Origin of the sequence: Chitinophaga sp. HK235 (genome assembly GCF_018255755.1) — a bacterium.
Taxonomy (GTDB): Bacteria; Bacteroidota; Bacteroidia; order Chitinophagales; family Chitinophagaceae; genus Chitinophaga.
Genome location: NZ_CP073766.1, coordinates 8,162,309 through 8,179,399, shown reverse-complemented (window position 1 = coordinate 8,179,399; position 17,091 = coordinate 8,162,309). Strand labels below are relative to the sequence as shown.

The 17,091-nt window shown below is 43.0% G+C and carries 14 protein-coding genes and 1 pseudogene; 5 read left to right on the top strand and 10 right to left on the bottom strand.

Annotated features, from left to right (window positions below):
• Positions 1 to 71: 71 nt before the first annotated feature.
• Together KD145_RS31655 and KD145_RS31650 are read left to right on the top strand one after the other, a co-directional pair.
• A complete protein-coding gene (locus tag KD145_RS31655) occupies positions 72 to 1,910 on the top strand; it encodes a DUF262 domain-containing protein (RefSeq protein ID WP_212003782.1) in 1,839 nt (612 codons plus the stop codon).
• Positions 1,907 to 4,186, top strand: coding sequence for a DUF262 domain-containing protein (locus KD145_RS31650; protein ID WP_212003781.1), 2,280 nt, complete (start codon positions 1,907 to 1,909; stop codon positions 4,184 to 4,186). Before KD145_RS31655 ends, KD145_RS31650 begins: the two co-directional genes overlap by 4 nt.
• Before the next feature lie 88 nt (positions 4,187 to 4,274).
• Here the strand turns inward: KD145_RS31650 and KD145_RS31645 are convergent, their stop codons facing one another.
• From KD145_RS31645 to KD145_RS31620, 6 genes are all read right to left on the bottom strand, one after another.
• Entirely contained in the window at positions 4,275 to 5,108 is an 834-nt protein-coding gene (locus KD145_RS31645) for a phytanoyl-CoA dioxygenase family protein (RefSeq protein WP_212003780.1), read from the bottom strand.
• Positions 5,109 to 5,407: 299 nt separating this feature from the next.
• Entirely contained in the window at positions 5,408 to 5,872 is a 465-nt protein-coding gene (locus KD145_RS31640) for a DUF4268 domain-containing protein (RefSeq protein ID WP_212003779.1), read from the bottom strand.
• 162 nt (positions 5,873 to 6,034) lie between these two features.
• Positions 6,035 to 7,951, bottom strand: coding sequence for a hypothetical protein (locus tag KD145_RS31635; RefSeq protein ID WP_212003778.1), 1,917 nt, complete (start codon positions 7,949 to 7,951; stop codon positions 6,035 to 6,037).
• Between the two features lie 223 nt (positions 7,952 to 8,174).
• Positions 8,175 to 8,885, bottom strand: coding sequence for a LytTR family DNA-binding domain-containing protein (locus tag KD145_RS31630; protein ID WP_212003777.1), 711 nt, complete (start codon positions 8,883 to 8,885; stop codon positions 8,175 to 8,177).
• Positions 8,882 to 9,964 carry a sensor histidine kinase gene (locus KD145_RS31625; protein WP_212003776.1) on the bottom strand — a complete coding sequence of 361 codons (1,083 nt, stop codon included), beginning with the start codon at positions 9,962 to 9,964 and terminating at the stop codon, positions 8,882 to 8,884. The genes KD145_RS31630 and KD145_RS31625 overlap by 4 nt, the downstream gene beginning before the upstream one ends.
• 26 nt (positions 9,965 to 9,990) lie before the next feature.
• Positions 9,991 to 11,997, bottom strand: coding sequence for a BamA/TamA family outer membrane protein (locus KD145_RS31620; protein WP_212003775.1), 2,007 nt, complete (start codon positions 11,995 to 11,997; stop codon positions 9,991 to 9,993).
• Between KD145_RS31620 and KD145_RS31615 the strand changes: the two genes are divergently transcribed.
• A complete protein-coding gene (locus KD145_RS31615) occupies positions 11,998 to 12,195 on the top strand; it encodes a hypothetical protein (RefSeq protein WP_212003774.1) in 198 nt (65 codons plus the stop codon).
• A 9-nt stretch (positions 12,196 to 12,204) separates the two neighbouring features.
• On the opposite strand, the gene KD145_RS31610 is transcribed toward KD145_RS31615, so the two are convergent.
• The gene (locus KD145_RS31610; RefSeq protein WP_212003773.1) at positions 12,205 to 12,516 is read right to left on the bottom strand and encodes a hypothetical protein; all 312 of its coding nucleotides are present in this window, start codon (positions 12,514 to 12,516) and stop codon (positions 12,205 to 12,207) included.
• Entirely contained in the window at positions 12,513 to 13,088 is a 576-nt protein-coding gene (locus tag KD145_RS31605) for an RNA polymerase sigma factor (protein ID WP_212003772.1), read from the bottom strand. Before KD145_RS31605 ends, KD145_RS31610 begins: the two co-directional genes overlap by 4 nt.
• Before the next feature lie 123 nt (positions 13,089 to 13,211).
• Between KD145_RS31605 and KD145_RS31600 the strand changes: the two genes are divergently transcribed.
• Positions 13,212 to 13,550, top strand: coding sequence for a DUF6249 domain-containing protein (locus KD145_RS31600; RefSeq protein WP_212003771.1), 339 nt, complete (start codon positions 13,212 to 13,214; stop codon positions 13,548 to 13,550).
• A gap of 84 nt (positions 13,551 to 13,634) precedes the next feature.
• On the opposite strand, the gene KD145_RS31595 is transcribed toward KD145_RS31600, so the two are convergent.
• Positions 13,635 to 14,216, bottom strand: coding sequence for a redoxin family protein (locus KD145_RS31595; protein WP_212003770.1), 582 nt, complete (start codon positions 14,214 to 14,216; stop codon positions 13,635 to 13,637).
• Positions 14,217 to 14,565: 349 nt separating this feature from the next.
• On the opposite strand from KD145_RS31595, the gene KD145_RS31590 reads away from it, so the two are divergent.
• Positions 14,566 to 16,818, top strand: a complete 2,253-nt coding sequence (locus KD145_RS31590) for a hypothetical protein (RefSeq protein WP_212003769.1) — start codon at positions 14,566 to 14,568, stop codon at positions 16,816 to 16,818.
• Here the strand turns inward: KD145_RS31590 and KD145_RS31585 are convergent.
• Positions 16,805 to 17,044: pseudogene (locus tag KD145_RS31585) on the bottom strand (helix-turn-helix domain-containing protein); the annotation flags it as partial. The gene KD145_RS31590 and the pseudogene KD145_RS31585 overlap by 14 nt on opposite strands.
• Positions 17,045 to 17,091 lie beyond the last annotated feature (47 nt).

The window sequence follows — 17,091 nt, the reverse complement described above, 5'->3', positions numbered from 1 at the left end:
TATCTGAATGTACGATTTGATTCCCAATAATGTTAACTGGTGAATATTTTCGTTTACAACGCCAGAACAATATGAGCAATACACTAAAGCCTATACCAGTGAGCCAACTGCTGGTACAAGTTAACGACCAGCCGGAATATCGTTTTTTTATTCCCTCTTTCCAGCGTGGATTTCGCTGGGATGAAGACCAGGTGACCGACTTACTGGAAGATCTCAGGGAATTTATTTATTCACCGCCTGTTACTACCGGCAAATACTGTCTGCAACCTATTGTTGTAAAAAAAGAACAGGATAACAGCTATGCAGTACTGGATGGGCAACAACGCCTCACTACCCTATTTATTCTGATATCCAGGCTTAGAAAAAAAGGGCTTTCCCTTCCACTCTACACTTTATCTTATAGAACAAGGCCTGACAGCGCCACTTTCCTGGGAAATCTCCAGGCAGTTGCCAACAGTACCAACCCGGACTATCACTATATCAGCAAGGCCTATATCACCATTGATAACTGGCTTAATAAGGAATCTCTCACACAGAAGGATATTGAGCATAAATTTGCTGACGCACTACAATCATCTGTAGAGTTTATCTGGTATGAAGTAGGCCAGGACGCCGATCCCATTGACATCTTTACCCGTATTAATATCGGTAAAATTGCATTGACTAATGCAGAACTGGTTAAAGCTGTATTTCTCAGCAAAAACAATCTTGAGGGCTTTGCTGATACCACTAATCATCAACAGGCACTGACACTAAAACAAAGCATCCTCGCGCTGGAGTGGGAGCAAATAGAGAAGGCACTGCAAGACCCTTCCTTCTGGGGATTCATATACCAAGGAGCTCATGAATTTGAGACAAGGATGGACTACCTGTTAGACCTCCATACTGATAAAAAAGCAGGAGACAAAAACAAATACCATGCTTTCAGACATTTCTACAAGCAGGTCAATCGTATACGGCAAGACAAGGGAAAACAGCAGAATCATGCTAATAAAGGCCAGTCTTTCATGGAAGAACAATGGGATAAACTGAAAAACCTCTTCGATACCCTGTATGAATGGTACCATGATAAAACCTTCAATCACCTGATTGGATTCCTGATTCATGAAAAAACAGATATCCCGCAGCTGCAAAAGGAATTCAAAAAGACAGACCGGAGTGCTTTCCTCCAAATGATCAGGGAAAAGATCGCCCTCAAAATAATCTCCGCAGATATCAGTATCCTAAGATATACCGACAGCAACCATAAAAACAAACTGAATAAGTTACTGCTGCTTCATAATATTACCAATAGCCTCCTTACTCCGGGAGGGAAAAGCTATTTTCCATTTGAAGCCTTAAACCAGCAAGACTGGAGCCTGGAACACATCTTCGCGCAAAATTCGGAAGAACTGCGGGAAAAAGATTACCATCATTGGTTAAAAGAGCACTTACCTTATTTCAAATCTTTCAAAGATGAAACTGCAGATAAGATTGCGGATAACATTAAAAATTTACTGATGCAGGATGACACCAGCATTAACAAGGAAACCATGCAGGCTTGCTTCTCCGATGCTGCGAAATATATCCAGGAGAGAATAAACAATGACGATAAAACTAACGCAGCAGATGCGCAGATAGCGCCAGATGAATACGACTGGCTGAACGATGACCACTCGATCGCCAATCTTGCCCTGCTGGATGGCTCCACCAATTCCGCCATAAAAAATTCACTGTTCGATATTAAACGTAAAATGATCCTCGACAAGGACAAAAAAGGACTGTTTATCCCACATGAAACCAAAAAGGTTTTTTTGAAATATTACACCGAGTCTCCTCAACATCTTGCCTACTGGACTTTTCAGGACAGAAAAGCTTATGTAGACAATATTACCACCACGTTATCTTACTTTCTTAAAACCAACCTATGAGCATTTCTACTTTGTGGCAATTACTAAAGAACAGCATGCCTGACATACATATTCCTGAAGGAATCGTCATTCCTATAATTCAACGGGATTACGCTCAGGGTAGAACCAACAATAAAGCTGCTGAAATAAGAAAAGTTTTTATACATAAAATAAAATCAAGTATCCGTCAAACCATCCATTGCCAGGCCAGGCCACTGGAATTTGATTTTATTTATGGTAATATTGAGAATGATGCATTCATCCCTCTGGATGGGCAGCAGCGACTGACTACCCTTTTCTTATTACACTGGTATTTTGCTTTTAAAGAACAGCTACTGAGCACTTACGCCAGCACATTTTCCAGATTCAAATATGCCACCCGAAGATCTTCCGGCGATTTCTTCCGTCATATCATTCATGATCTCAACAAGAATGACCATGATAAGATCTTCAACAAACATCAGGATTTTCATCAGGTCCTCGCAGACAAAAGCTGGTATTTCCTTCATTGGAAGCATGATGTGACCATACAGGGTATCGTCACAATGCTGAATGAGATCCATCATGCGTTTTCGGCCGAGACAATTTCATTTGAACAGTTAACCTCTTTAAATCAGCCATTAATAGTATTTCATATTCTTGACATCCGTTCAATGGGCCTGTCAGATGACCTATACATTAAGATGAATGCCCGCGGACGGCCACTTACCAGTTTTGAAAACCTGAAAGCTGAATTAGGCAGATTGATTGAATTTGCTGACTGGAATAAAAAATACAATAATTACAGTATTGATAACACAGTTGTAAGCTTGGACATGTATTTTGCCACCAAAGTAGACACCACCTGGATAGATTATTTCTGGAAGATCCGGGCTACCGAAACCAATGTGTTTGATGATAAAATGCTGAACCTGCTGGCTTTTGTAGCACTCAACGAAATTGCTAAAATAAGTCCTGATGAATTTAACGACTCCATACATAAACTGGAACCAATAAAAGATGAGGTTTCCTTTTACACGCTGTCAAATCTATCCCTACTACAGGAAGAGACGATCATCGCGTATATTACCACACTCGATCTGCTCACCTCCGATTCCACACTTATCAAAAATTATCTCGCCAATACAGACGGGATCAGTAAATCAACCTGCATTCAGGCCGCATTTTCAAACAACTTCGCTGCCCGATATGCAGAACGTTTATATTTCTATGCCATTACCCGTATGGCTATTGAAAAGCAGTATTTTATTAATGAATCGGAATTAAAATATTGGGACCGTCTCATAAAAAACCTGGTAACCTATACTACTTATAATGATGCTAAGGATTTTCAGGCCAGCCTCCTTTCCATTACACAAATCATAGAGCAGTATAACGGTGAAATATATACGCAGTTTGAACAAAGCGATATAAAAGGCTTCGACACCCAGCAAATCCTGGAAGAAAAACTGAAAATCGCCCTGATACAGCGCTCTGATAAATGGGCCACACTTATTAATAAAGCGGAAAACCATGGATACCTGGACGGGCAGCTGGCGTTTCTACTCTCCTTCAGTGGTATCAAAGAGTATTATGTTAATCAACAACTTAATGAGGCCAGCATAGCAGCCTGTTATACACAGGCTGCTCATTATTACCATCTTTTCATTCAACTATTTTCAAACGATGGCCTGATTGACTTTAAAGAGGAACTCTTCAGAAGAGCATTACTGGCAAAAGGAGATTATCTGCTCTACTCCATCAACTGGTCTTTCCTTATCAATCGCGATCGTGATATCAGCTGGAAAAGGCTGCTGCGCGACCAATGGAGCAAACCTCTACAAGATTCCAATCCACTGTATGCATTATTCACTACGTTGGACATTCACAATATTTCCGGATCTATGCAACAAATTATAGATACCCATCAGGTAACCGACTGGCGCAAGGACTTTATTGAACACCCTATCTTACTATCTATGTGTAAACAACACCGGATTAAATTTTATAATGACAATAACATCTACTTGTTAAGAAATAAAAAATATTTTTACAGAGAAGATCCCGAGGTAAAATCAGTGTTGATACAACAAAACCTCCTGGCTGCAGGCTTTATCGAAGAAGAAATTGGGATGGGCTATATTGATGAACTGAAACAATATGGCATTACCCACATCCGTGATAAACAGATTAAAATAGCATATTTGAATAATGATGGTGTACACTTCCTTATCAGGCAGGATGATCAACCTGATGATATCAGGATGCATACACGCGAGGAGGTTGAAAATGAAATCCTTAAGCGAACTATGCACTAGCCTCGAATTATACCATCTCCCATCCTTCTGAAAAAGATGGGAGATGTTAATGAATGCCACAGCCCACACACATCAGGGCTTTTAGTCACTACAGATGATCGTGGACAGGAATTATTTTATCAAAGTTCCGGTTGGCTATAAATGCCGGCCTGGGCTTTTCTACCGCTTCCAGTTGATTGTTTACGCTGTTGTAGGTAACCAAAAAAGAATATCTGTCCCAGGGAGAAAGATTATTGGAGGAAGCATGAAACACATTACCGTGAAAGAATAAAACAGATCCTGCCGGTCCCTTGGCGGATTCGATTCCTCTCTGCCTTGCCCATCTGGCAATCTCCTCCTGCTTTAATGTATACTTAAGATCAGCGGTGAGGGCTGTCATATAAAAGGTACTGGTTTTATATTCTTCAAACCAGCCGTTCCCATTTTCTCCGTCACCGGATATATTTTCTCCTTCATCAACCGTACCGATTTTATGCGAGCCTGGTATCAGTAACATCGGCCCGTTGAATTCGTTGACATCATTCAGATAAATCATCGCAGTCAGCACATCAGCCGCAGGCATCCCGTCATCCTTCTTCCAGTAGGTATAGTCCTGATGCCATTCCCACCAGTCGCCGGTCATAGCCGACTTGGAATTGATTTTTGTCTGATGCGCATATACATCAGTCCCTATCAATTGTGCAGCAGGTATTACCAGCCGCTTCAGCTTCACAATCTTTTCGAATATTTCATTGCTATGGTCGGGGGCAAAAAAGGACCGTACACTTCCGTTTTTTTCGAGTATGCGCCGCGGACAGTCTTCAGCAATCACCTGCAACATCTCTGTCCGTATTAACTCCACCTCTTTCTCATCAAACAGATTTTCAATTAACAGATATCCTTTCTCCTTGAACTGCTCAATTTGCATGGTAGCCAGATACATAACAAAACAATTTAATAATGAAAAAATAGGGTAAAAGTTGGGTTACACTTTTTTATTTATTGTATATCAGTTCGGATATGCTTCCATCATCGAACCGGGTTAATGGTTAATGGGTAATGGTTAGTTACCAAAAATATGGTCTCTCCTCTGTTAACACTGAAGTTAACAGGCACTAAGGGTTTTCCATGCCTGAAATCATAGTGATGAAAAACAACGTTCTCAAACAGGATATTCCTGCATTCATTTCCTCCTGCAACATTAGCAATATTGCCTGCGATAAGCAATGCATTGGGAAGTAATTACAATAATGCTTCAAATGCATATTTTGCTGTACTCCAATATTCATCCAGGGCTACAATCCTTTCTTTAAGGAAAGATATCAGTGCCGGCCAGTCTTCTGTACGAAGTATGGATATGCCGTCAATCCGCTTACTGATCCTGCTGATGTTCCTGCCGTAGTCATCCGTAATATCCTGTTCCCATTCCCAGTCAATTTCTCCCAATGCGCTTTCCAGCATTTTTTTCTGCATTTCAAAAAGTTCATAGAAAGCTGTATGCAGCTGCGGGTCCGTCTGTGTAATCAGGATAGAGATACACACATATCGGTTTTCTGCATCCAGTTTAAAGAATAAACCGGGTATGCCTGTTTTGTAATTAGCCCAGCTAATGATCTCACCATCTGCTGATAATACTGGTTTCATATAGCGGCCAAATGCAGTCCAGAATGCCTGCTTTTGTTTGGATACTTCCTCTTTGGAATACATGGTCTCTCTTAAATTCTTCCCGCAAAAATACAATACAGGAACATCGTTGCATAATGATATCAGCAAACAAAATTATTATTAAAATGATAATGTTTCAAAAAAGATACACCTGCAGGGAGTTTCCTGCAGGTGTATATACATAATGAAGTTACCTTCTTTTGATTACTCCTGAATATCAATTGTAAGTGTCTGCGTATTCACCATTAACGTATCCTTGTCAATCACCAATACCTTTAACACCTGTTTTCCGGCCTTAACCGTATCAAAAACCAGGACAGTATCTTCTTCTGAAATGAGACGCAATCCGTTTCCTTCTTCCAGCTCGAAATCAAGCCGTGAGTTCTCTCCGGAGGAAAGGGAAACATAAAAACGATCTCCCTTTTTGGGCTGCAGACTGGAATAATGGAGATGTACAGCAGGCAGGTGGCTGCTGATATCTGCTACATGGCTTCTGGTCATCTGCTGGAAGCACCATTTTGCCAGGCCTCCCAAATCCACGGATGGATCACTGGAAGCAATATGAAGTACCATGTTATCCTGCATCACCAATAACAATGGATAATGCTTGTTAACACTTACAGCTGAATACTCTCCCAGGTTCTCAGGACCAGCTTCATAGGATGGCTCCACACCTTGTGTGGTAGCGCCTATCGCGAGGAAGCGGTTATGTGCCAGTTCTTTGCTGCCGGAAATCACATGCAATTTGATGGTGATCAGTTGATCGCCATCATTCAGCATCCATATTTTTAATACTTCTTCGCTACCAGGGATCACTTCCTCGTAACTGGTTTTCCATTTTCCATGGAGCAGCGGACATTCGGCAGGTTCAGGAAATTTACCGGCGATGCCGCTTTTATCATTTCTCAAAGTTTTTATTTCTTTATATTTCAATAATTTTTTAAAGGCTTCCAGATGTGGAAGATCATTTATCGTGTATGCACTGGACATCCTGTTAACATACTTAAGACCCAGATAGCTTGTAATATCACCAACCGTTCCAGGCCTTACCCGCGGAGGATTAGGATACTGATTATCCACAGCAGACGAAACATATTGCTGTGCTGTTTCAGTACCCTGATGCGGACCGGCACATCCATCTGCCACCCTGGCAATATTGGTAATATTTATAAATGCATGATTCCCAAAAGCAGTACGTCTGCTATCATTCACTGCAATTACCGGTGGTGTATTATTAGCTGCATAAAACGGGTTATTGCACTGTCCCCTGCCGATAAGGTTGGTCAAACGCAGATAACCGAATGGCTGCATAAACAGCCAGGCTGTAGGATAACCGGCACCAATCAGATAATATTGTAACACGGTGGCCGTGTCATAACAGTTCAATATAGAATTGGGCTGATAGTTATGAGCATACGTATATGCGTTATAGTTCAACGTAATACTATTCTTGTCATAACTGTTGGTAAAATAGGGAGCTCCACTCCACACATCATACCGGGGCGGCAGAAAGTTAAAAACCTGATTCACATAATAGTAAATCGGCTGTGCATTTGCTCTCAGCAGTTTTGTATTTTCATCATATGGGAATGTAGTGATAGCTTTGGAAGCTTCTGCTATCATATGCAGGCCTTCAAGAATTACTCCCTTCTGATGGAGCGCAGGTGGTACATGCGTGGTATCTATCCAGAATATTTCAATCCAGGTAGTACCCAGCGGAATCGTTTCCTGCTTATCAGCGGTAAGCTGCCAGTGAAGTGAGTGATTCCTCAGTGTGGCAAATTCATCCGGGGTTTTGATGGACTTCGCCACGAAGGTGTTATCATCCGTTACCTTACCGGCAAACAACACTTCTCCACCGTCGGCATACGCTTCCAGTGTGTAGTGCCCCGCCAGTGTTTTACTGGAAGAAACGGTAACCTCGAATGCATTGTCTGCCTGCTGACTGATATCAAACACAACAGGATGCGCTTTTTTATGGCCGCTTCCCCTGTTGGTCCACAACAGCTGATGGGGGTTCAATAACTTGTTTTTCCTGGATACCGGCAGATTGTTTTGCGCACGGATAGAATGAAGTGTAACAACTTCAACAGCTGCTAGCGTTGTTGATTCGGCTTTCATGAGTGGATTTTTGAGGTGTTATAATTATAGTTACTTACATTGGAGCGATACCAACATGACAATAAAGGACGGTACGAATTTAAATTTATGTCATTTTCATCAACATACCATCACATGCTATAAATAAAACCTCAAAATATATGCAATCCTAACTATCAACATAAAAAACGCAATACAATGCAACTTTTCACCTTCCTGCATTGAAGCACTTCCAGCTGTATATTCAGGTCATGATCTTATCTTTCATCCTGTTCATGAAGGCCTCCCTATAGCTGGAACCTATCGGGATCATTTCTTTGGTATGCGCCATGTACACCACATTGTGGTGGATCATGGTAATATACTGGATAGCGAGTACGAAAGATTTGTGTACCCGGATGAATTTACCTACCGGCAGGCGGGCTTCCAATTCTTTAAGGGTAAGCCTGGAGAGATATTTTCTTCCCTCGCGGGTGAAAAAACAAACATACTGTCTTTGTCCCTCCACGTAAATGATGTCTTCTATATTGATCCGTAGCAGTTTTCCTTTTGAGTCGGCACTCACGAAAATATAGTCATTGCCTGGCTCCTCGACATTCCTTCTCATATCCAGCAGCTTACGGGTGCTTTTAAGAAAGCGCGGGAATGTTACGGGTTTAAGTAAATAATCAACAACGTCATTATCAAAACCCTGTATGGCATAATCTTTATAAGCTGTTACCAATATCACTTTACATCTTCCGTTCAGTAATTGCATAAACTCGATACCGGACATTTCCGGCATTTGTACATCCAGGAAAACCACATCTATCTTTTGTTCAAATACCAGTTGCAAGGCTTTTACCGGGCTTGTGGCTGTGTCCACCAGCTCCAGGAAACTGGTTTGTTCAATATGCATGGACAACAGCTCAATCGCATGCGCCTCATCGTCTACAATAATACACCGGATCATCATTTATGATTTATAGTTAGTTCGGCCACATAATACTGTTCATCTTCCATTGTCTGAAAGTGGTGTCTGGGGCCATACACCAGCTGCAGCCGTTGTCTTACATTCGCCAGACCAATGCCGCTGGATAATTCTTTTACGCTTTTCTTTTTTTTATTCTGGGTATAGAACCACAATTTTTCCCCGATTACTTCGATTTTTATGTCGAGGGGATTATGTTCATCGTTCAGATCTCCGTGTTTGAACGCATTCTCGACCAATGTAATCAGCACCAGTGGCGGAATGCGAATGTTCAGATTATCAATTTTTTCCGTGAATCGGATCTTTAGATTATTATTGAAACGCATCTGATTGATCTCAATCACGTTTTTCATGTGGTCCATTTCGGCGGCCAGTAACACCACACCCTCTTTATCGTCATTCTGTTCCAGCGCATAACGCATGATCTCCGACAGCAGGTTAACGGCGTGCGCCACTTCTGTATTATGCCGGACTGACTTGGTATAGATGAAATTCAGACAATTAAACAGAAAATGAGGATTGATCTGGTATTTAATAGCAGAAAGCTCCGCCATCAGCTTACCTTTTTCCATTTCGCGCAGATGGACCGCTCTGGCTCGCAGCTCAATGAATATGGCCACTATCAGGCTTACCAACAGCATGACTAACCCGATAGAGAATTCCCAGAAACTATAGTCATACATGCCGGGATGCTGACGGCCGCTCCTGGCACTTCCTATTCCAAACATCCTGTAAAATTCATAGGTGGTCAATACAGTCGCAAAAAGTATTAAGTGCACCAGTTTAGGTAAGATCACCCGGAAGGTGATCCTTCTTGTTTGTATGATGGGCAGAAATATCCAGTAGATAAGGAAATAATAGATGATCGTACATTTGATGATATCATGCAGGATATTGAGGACCCACATACCCGCGGGGCCGTAGTTCCTGTAAAGTGCTTCTTTTTGAGTCAGATATATAATGCAGAACACCAGCGATGTATAGGCGGTATAACAAAGCAGAATAGCCAGCCATCTTACCTTGTATTTACGGGGAATAGAAAAGTTACCTTGGATCAATCCCATTGACTTATATGTTTTTCAGGCGGTTATTAAAAAGAAGTACCCAGGCCGGCGAAGAAGCCAAAATCTCCTTTGCTGGTCCAGGCTGCATCCATCCGTAACAACAAATGATTCTTAGGATACAGCTGCTGGCGGAACCCCAATCCATACACTAGCTTTATATCGGGTTTATATTCATGAAAATAGTCAGCCGCTCCATCTGCAGCCCCTGCAAATATAGCATATCCAAATCGGGGGTCTGCTACACTGAAGCGGGACCTGTATTCCGCCTGCACAAAGGCCACTTGTTTATCAAGATAAAGATTCCTGTATATGCCACGAAACGCTTTGTCGCCTGTAAAATACGGTAACAGATAAAAGGGAGGCTGGCCGCCCCAGGTAAGATCGGCAGCCCCCTGTAAGGCCAGCTGGCGGCCGTTCGAAGGATTGCCTAAAGGGAAGTATTTCCGGAGATCGGCTTTTATTTCATTATACCGGTAATCTCCCACATCCGCCAGACCATAGCGCAAATAGATCAGTTGAAGGAACGCGCCGCGGGAAGGAGCGAGTACATTATCCCGGTTATCCAGTCTGAGTCCTGCTCCTAGCCCCGCAGCCAGTCCGCCTTCGGCGCCGGCCGGCAGGTCAGTTACCTCATGTTCAAACCTGGCGCGTTTATTATGCCGGATGTCGTACACAAGGCCCAGACCCAGCTGCTGGCCTAACAACCGGTATACTCCTCCGCTGAAAAGGAAATTATTGGAGATGTAAGGTTGCTTGTTTTTGCTGTCGGCATCTTTAGCGATACCGAAATAAAAGCTCCTGGCATGTATATTATATTGCAGATCAACCGCCAGATACCAACGATCTTTTAGATATCTGCTTAGAGAGAACCCCAGCAGCCACTGGTTACCATAAAAACCATGGGAAGCTGATGCAGTCAACAACGACGGCCTGTAATACCGGCTGTTGTGCGTGGGTTGGACGATGGCCGTAAAGCCCAATCCCAGTATAAAACCAGCTTCCGGAATATAACCAATAATAGGAGAAGGAAACATCTCAAACATTGGCGCCATGTAGTGACGAAAGCGGAGATTGCCACCAGGCATGGTTTGCAGGGCAACTACCTGCGGTGCTTTTTGCGAAATGCTGTCACCAGCTGTATTAACAATACGCAGCTCTCCATCCTTGTCCCAGTATGGGACTCCCTGTATATGATCCAGTTCGGCCAGCTGTATTTTTTCAGCAGGAGACCATACACATAGTGTCCCTTTTTTATCAAGACTGAAGAGATATTTACCATCGGGCCGGTAGCTCAACGTTTGGATGGGCGCATCATGCTTATATATTTCGATGAGAATGCTGTCATTGCGCAGATCCCTTATCTGTATGATGTTTTTAGAAGTGGCGCTGGCGCATATCGTTGGCGAAACGGGATCAAATTCGATCAGTTTTTGTGGAGCGCGTTCCCACAGCACCTGTTCTATTTTCAGGTTTTGGGCATTGAGTACTTTAATCTTCCCCATCACAGACACAGCGATCAGGGAATCATTGGCATTGAGCGAGAGATGATGGGAAGCGGCTGTCAGCTTTTTTTGCCGGCGTTTTTTCCAGGTGTGTGCATCATAAACCACCAGATTAGATTCAATAAATGATTTGCGCTGCAACAGGTAGGCGTTTGTTCCTGCACGATCAAATCCGGCAGCAACTGATCTGAAAGGCATTTTTGCAACTTGCTGAAAGGAAGGCTGATCAAGATGGTAGACAACTGTAGATGGCCATTTGCCGGATAACAGCAATCGCGTTCCTGATGAATCGAAGGCCAGTAACGTTAACCCCTGCGGCGCCGGAAGGGACAGCTGTCCCAGCGAGCGGCCAGCGTTCAGCTCTCTGAGCGTTACGCTATCTTTCACCGGGTAAGCAATCAGCCTGGCAGCAGGTGTAATGGCTGTTGGCGGTGTCACTATACGCTGGCCACAGACGGTGCTGGCCCAGCATAAAACAGTCAGCAGGCTAAACGACACTTTAGTCCTGTCCGATAAACATTTGTTGAGCATATGGATACAATTAACGGGATATCTATTGTACTGGTGTCTGGAAATGCCACGCCACACTTTACTACTGCACAAGAATCAATTTTGACGGTGGCGCAAAACTACCTGGCAGGAATGTGCTGTACAAAAGAATTGAACAAACGGGGGTATAAATGGAACAAACAAGTAGTTTACCTGAATGAAAAAATATCAGGCATATGAGAGGTCAATTCAGGATTGCATGCTTTTGTTTAATCGGATTAAGACGAATGTCGATATAGCAAAGGCCACTATGCCGGCTATCAGTACCGGATGTAGGTGACCCAGCACATACAGCATCCAGCCATTGAGCAGCAGCAGTATGGCCAGGATGATTTTGCCAGGCCATTCTTCTTTTTTATACATCGCGCTATAATTTCGTTTATAGCTTCGTACCGTCATCTCCGTTAATCGGGCCGATAATCCTTCCGGGCAGGTGTCCAGCCCTTTTTCTTGCATGATAGGGAAAAGCGGATCGGCAGATATTTTTCTGCGTGTATTCATAACAAGTCTTTTACTTCTTTAGGTAGTAGTAATTCCAATGCGGCCTTCATGCTTTTCCGGCCTCTCAGCAGCCGCATCTTAACGGCTGACTTTTTCAATGCAAGTATCGCCGCGATTTCCGTAATATCTTTTTCGCCCAGATAATAGAGGGTGATCACTACACGTTCATCTTCCGTCAACTGGCGAAGCGCCAGGTCGATGTAGCGTTTACGATCTGCCTGCGTTAAAGAACCGGTGCTCACGGTTTCTGTAGGCCACCAGGCTCCATCATCAACAGGAATAGTCACCGCTTTCCGGGCATGCCCTTTTGTAAGAGCGGTATTGTATACAATGCGGTATAGCCAGGTGGAAAATTTAGCCGCTTTCCGGAAATTTCCCAATGCGCTGAAAGCCTTTACAAAGGCATCTTGTACCACTTCTTCCGCATCTTCCTTATTCAACACAATATTCCTGGCAATCGTATATGCCAGATCTTTATAGGTGGTCACCAGGTATTCAAACCCTTTCCTGTTACCCTGAATGGCCTGTTGTAAATAATAGTCTTCCTCCTTGTGTTTGCGGTCAAATAACATGCTCTGTTGGGCTTTGCTTGGCTGATAGTTCTAACTTAGACTATTTTTTCAGAAACAGGTCACAAAATGTGACCACTTTTCTTTTGAGCGAGTCTTACATTCGATTAACAAATATCACGCACTATGCAAACCACATCTGCCGCATTTTTCATAGCCCTGTCACTGGCGATTTTTGGTATTAGCTACTATTATTTTACTACTCGTCACAAGGAAAGAATGGCCATTATTGAAAAAGGTCTACCAGCAGACTTTTTTAAAGGAACTGTCGACTTTAAGCCACTGATATTAACCCTGGGAATAGTGTGTATCAGTATTCCGCTGGGATTCGTAGCAGGCCTTTTCAGTCTGCCGATGTTTCCGACGCTGGGAGGTTTTGTTTTCATATTTTTCATGTTTCTGTTCACCGGACTGGGCTTACTGTTATCGTATTCGCTGCTGAAGAAGTTGCACGAACGGGAATAAAGTAAACCGGCCTTTTCTTTCATCTCCTAAAATTTATATAAATGAAGATCTCATTTACGGGTTTCCTATGCCTGGTCATGGCAATTAGTGACCCAAGAGGCTGTCAATTGCTGGCATTAACACTTCCTGAAAGAGTTTGGAGCTTGCAGTAGAATCAGAACTTCCCCCTGCACTCACCAGAACAATGGCTCCGGTTGAATCCAACAGGATGTTAGTTGGGAAGCCGTTCTGTAAATTCATTTTAACGCATGATTCCTTCGAAATATGCATGGGAGTAAAAGGAAGGCTATATTTCCTTTGAAAGGAGCTAATTATGGAGTCATTTTCATAGGTCAATGATATAATATGAAAATTACTATTATTGAAAAATCTATTTCCTAGCTTAACCAGATCAAGAAATTCAACTATGCAGGGAGGGCAGTTTGCGAACCAAAAATTGAGAATGTTCACACCTTTAACTTTATCAATTCCAATATCCTTAAGAATGCTATCTGCGTTTGTCAACTTAAAATAATTCTGACCAATAAACGCTTTAAGTCGGGCATTCCGGCGTTCATTCAGCATTGCCGATAAATCGTTCGAACGTGAACTCTTCTTAATATTACTTTGAGCGTAAACAGTTGACACAAAGAGGAAATACAAAACAATAAATTGAATAATTTTCATAACGTAAGGGGTGATAAGGTTTTGGTCAATCGCACAAATTTTCAGGAGACATATACAAGGCATTCATGCTACTAACATACATCCGTTTATGCTTAAATCAAGTTTCAGATTTAAAAAAATCGAACATGATAATTATGTGAACCTTTGATGATGCGCTGAAATGATGCTGAATAAAGGAGAAAAACAGGGGCACTGATCTGTGTTTCAGGGAGCGTAAGTGTAAACATCCATTTTAATCATCCAAAAAAATATTCTAACGATGACGGCTATACTAATCATTAAACATAAATGATCATTTACAGAAAAAAATAATAATATCTTGTGAAGGAAAAATTCACACCTCAAAGCAATGGAAAGACCTGTTACTGTACCCGAAGGCGCCGTCTATAATGATGCGGACAAAGAATGGCTGCTTGGCGAAACCAATGAAAACAACCAACGTGTTGGGCTTTGGAAAAAATGGCATATAGAAGGCTACCTCTGGGTAACCATCGATTACCGTGATGGTACCCCTCCCTACCCTACTCAAAGTTTTCACCCCGATGGCACTGTATCACAGGATGGTGAATGGTATGGCGGCGATAAATATGTAGGCCCGGTGCGCCTGATAAAAAGTGACCATCCTACTCCTGAATATTTTCCGCCCAACAACGGCGCTAATGTGTGGGCCGCGGAGTTTGACTATGTAGATGAATTCATTTACAATGCCCAGCGTTATTTCGACAGAGATAATAATGAGGTGAGTTCTGATGGAGATCCGTTGCCTGCAAGGCCCGCCAATGTTCCTGCACGCGCGCATTTTGTCAGATTACCCTATTCAGCGACCAACTGGGTAATGGGCACGGTCGATACCCGTATTGGCAATTATATTGGTGAATATTTTGAATGGGATCTGGACGGCAACACGGTGGTACAAAGACTTTACAGCACTTCCAGTCGCGTACTGGAAGACTACAGGTATGAATCAGGCGCGTTAAGCATCTCCTATCTGTATGATAAAGACGATCCAAACGACTACGAGAACAGCTACTACTACAGGGGTACAGCCACGCCTGTAGCAAAAGTCCGGATGGTTCATCGCAACCAGAAAAAGGACGTAACCAACACGTATTTTGATAAAACGGGCCGCGAGCTTTATTCCGTACGCCGGGAAGAGTTGTCAGCTGTTCATAAGCGAAGATATTTTAACGGCGAACTGGTTTGTGAAGGGCATCTCTCCCCCGATAAACACAGCTTTCCCCAAAGTGCTGTCTACTACGCTTCCGGGGGTGGCACACTCATTGACTTCACCAATAATAATGATGGCACTGGCACCTGGCGCCTATACGACCTGGCTGGGCAAGTATTACGGCAACTTACCGTAACGGAAGAACTGGATGATCATTTCCGGTTGATAAGATGGGATGCCTTTATACCGTCCTGGGGTGGTTATGATGTTAATACTACCCGCACCGATTGGGAAAGTGTGGAGGTCCTGTTCAACCGGCACTATGAGGAGTTGAATGCCAAACATAAACTGTATGCGCTGGAAGTACCCGTATACCTTCAAAAGGAGCTGGATGCCATCGACTGGGAAACCATCGACGCCTACCATAGCGATGGCGGTGCCGAGCTGCCAATCGGTATCAATGGCATGCTTTCGGAAGACGAAACAGTAGCCAGCCTTGCCAACGAAATGCTCTGGAAGGAGGTAGAACAACAAGGCACCGTGTATGCATCGACATACAAAGTAGCAGCGATACTGGCGCGCATGATTCCCCACTATCAACACTTGTCGGCCGTGCAACTGCGATTGGGAAAATTCCTGTATACCATCCTCGACTTAACTGATATCAGTGAGCTGGGTGATTTATATACGGAGCTGATCGGGGCTATTGCTCCTTTGGAACCTACGCTTCTGCAGTGGGCTATTAGCGATGATACGGACGTTGCTCGTATGGCGCAATACATACTGGTATATGCTGGCAATGATGCTACGGAGCAATTCCTGCTAAATGAGTGGCAAAACACGGAGCACAGCAGTACCAGAAGAGGATACGCCATCTATTCACTGACGGATTTTTATGCCATCAGGGATCAAAGCAATAAACTGCTTGCAACTTATTCTATTGCGCTTGCTACTGAAGCAGATGCATTTGTCCGTTTTGTGATGGCCGTACAGCTGGTGCTACTCACCCAGGCAGACGCCCAGGATGCCTGGCTGACGGAGTTATTACATGCATTAGCCAATCATGAAGCACTCGATGATGACTACGGTAACATGATGCCTTTCATTGGCGACATCGATAACGTACACGAATATATTTTAGTGGTGCTGCGTAAATCCAGACCAGATGTATTGGAAAAGAATATGGAGCCACTCATCGACGCACTACCTGCTATGCACTCATTGAAACAGGTCAGTTACCTCCGTACAATTTTGGATGTATTGTTCAATGATGAAACTGCGTTGGAAGATATTACGCCGATCAGGAAGAAAGCCTTGTTGGCAGCAGCGGATCTAACAGCAAAGGATCCTGGCTTTGTCAATCTTATTGAGATATTTAAGCCGTATGACTTACCGCATGAGGCATATGCATTAAGGCAATTAGCGGAAGCATAACTACCGCTTCTTCGATCTGTGGTTCTATTCTGTTTTTCAGAATAGCCTTTTTACGGCTTATCTCCTGCAGGGCTGATTCTTCTCCTTCGTCGTATAATTCTTTGAATCTGTAGAAACTGTCTCTGCTATAGCTAAACAGTTTACAGGCCTGGGAGACATTACCCAATTCTTCGGCTAATTTTAATAGCCCTACCTTGTTTTTAATTAACTTTACTACTGTATTCATTTCTGACGGTTTATGGGTTAATGAATAAGTGTGGTTACTTAAAATTA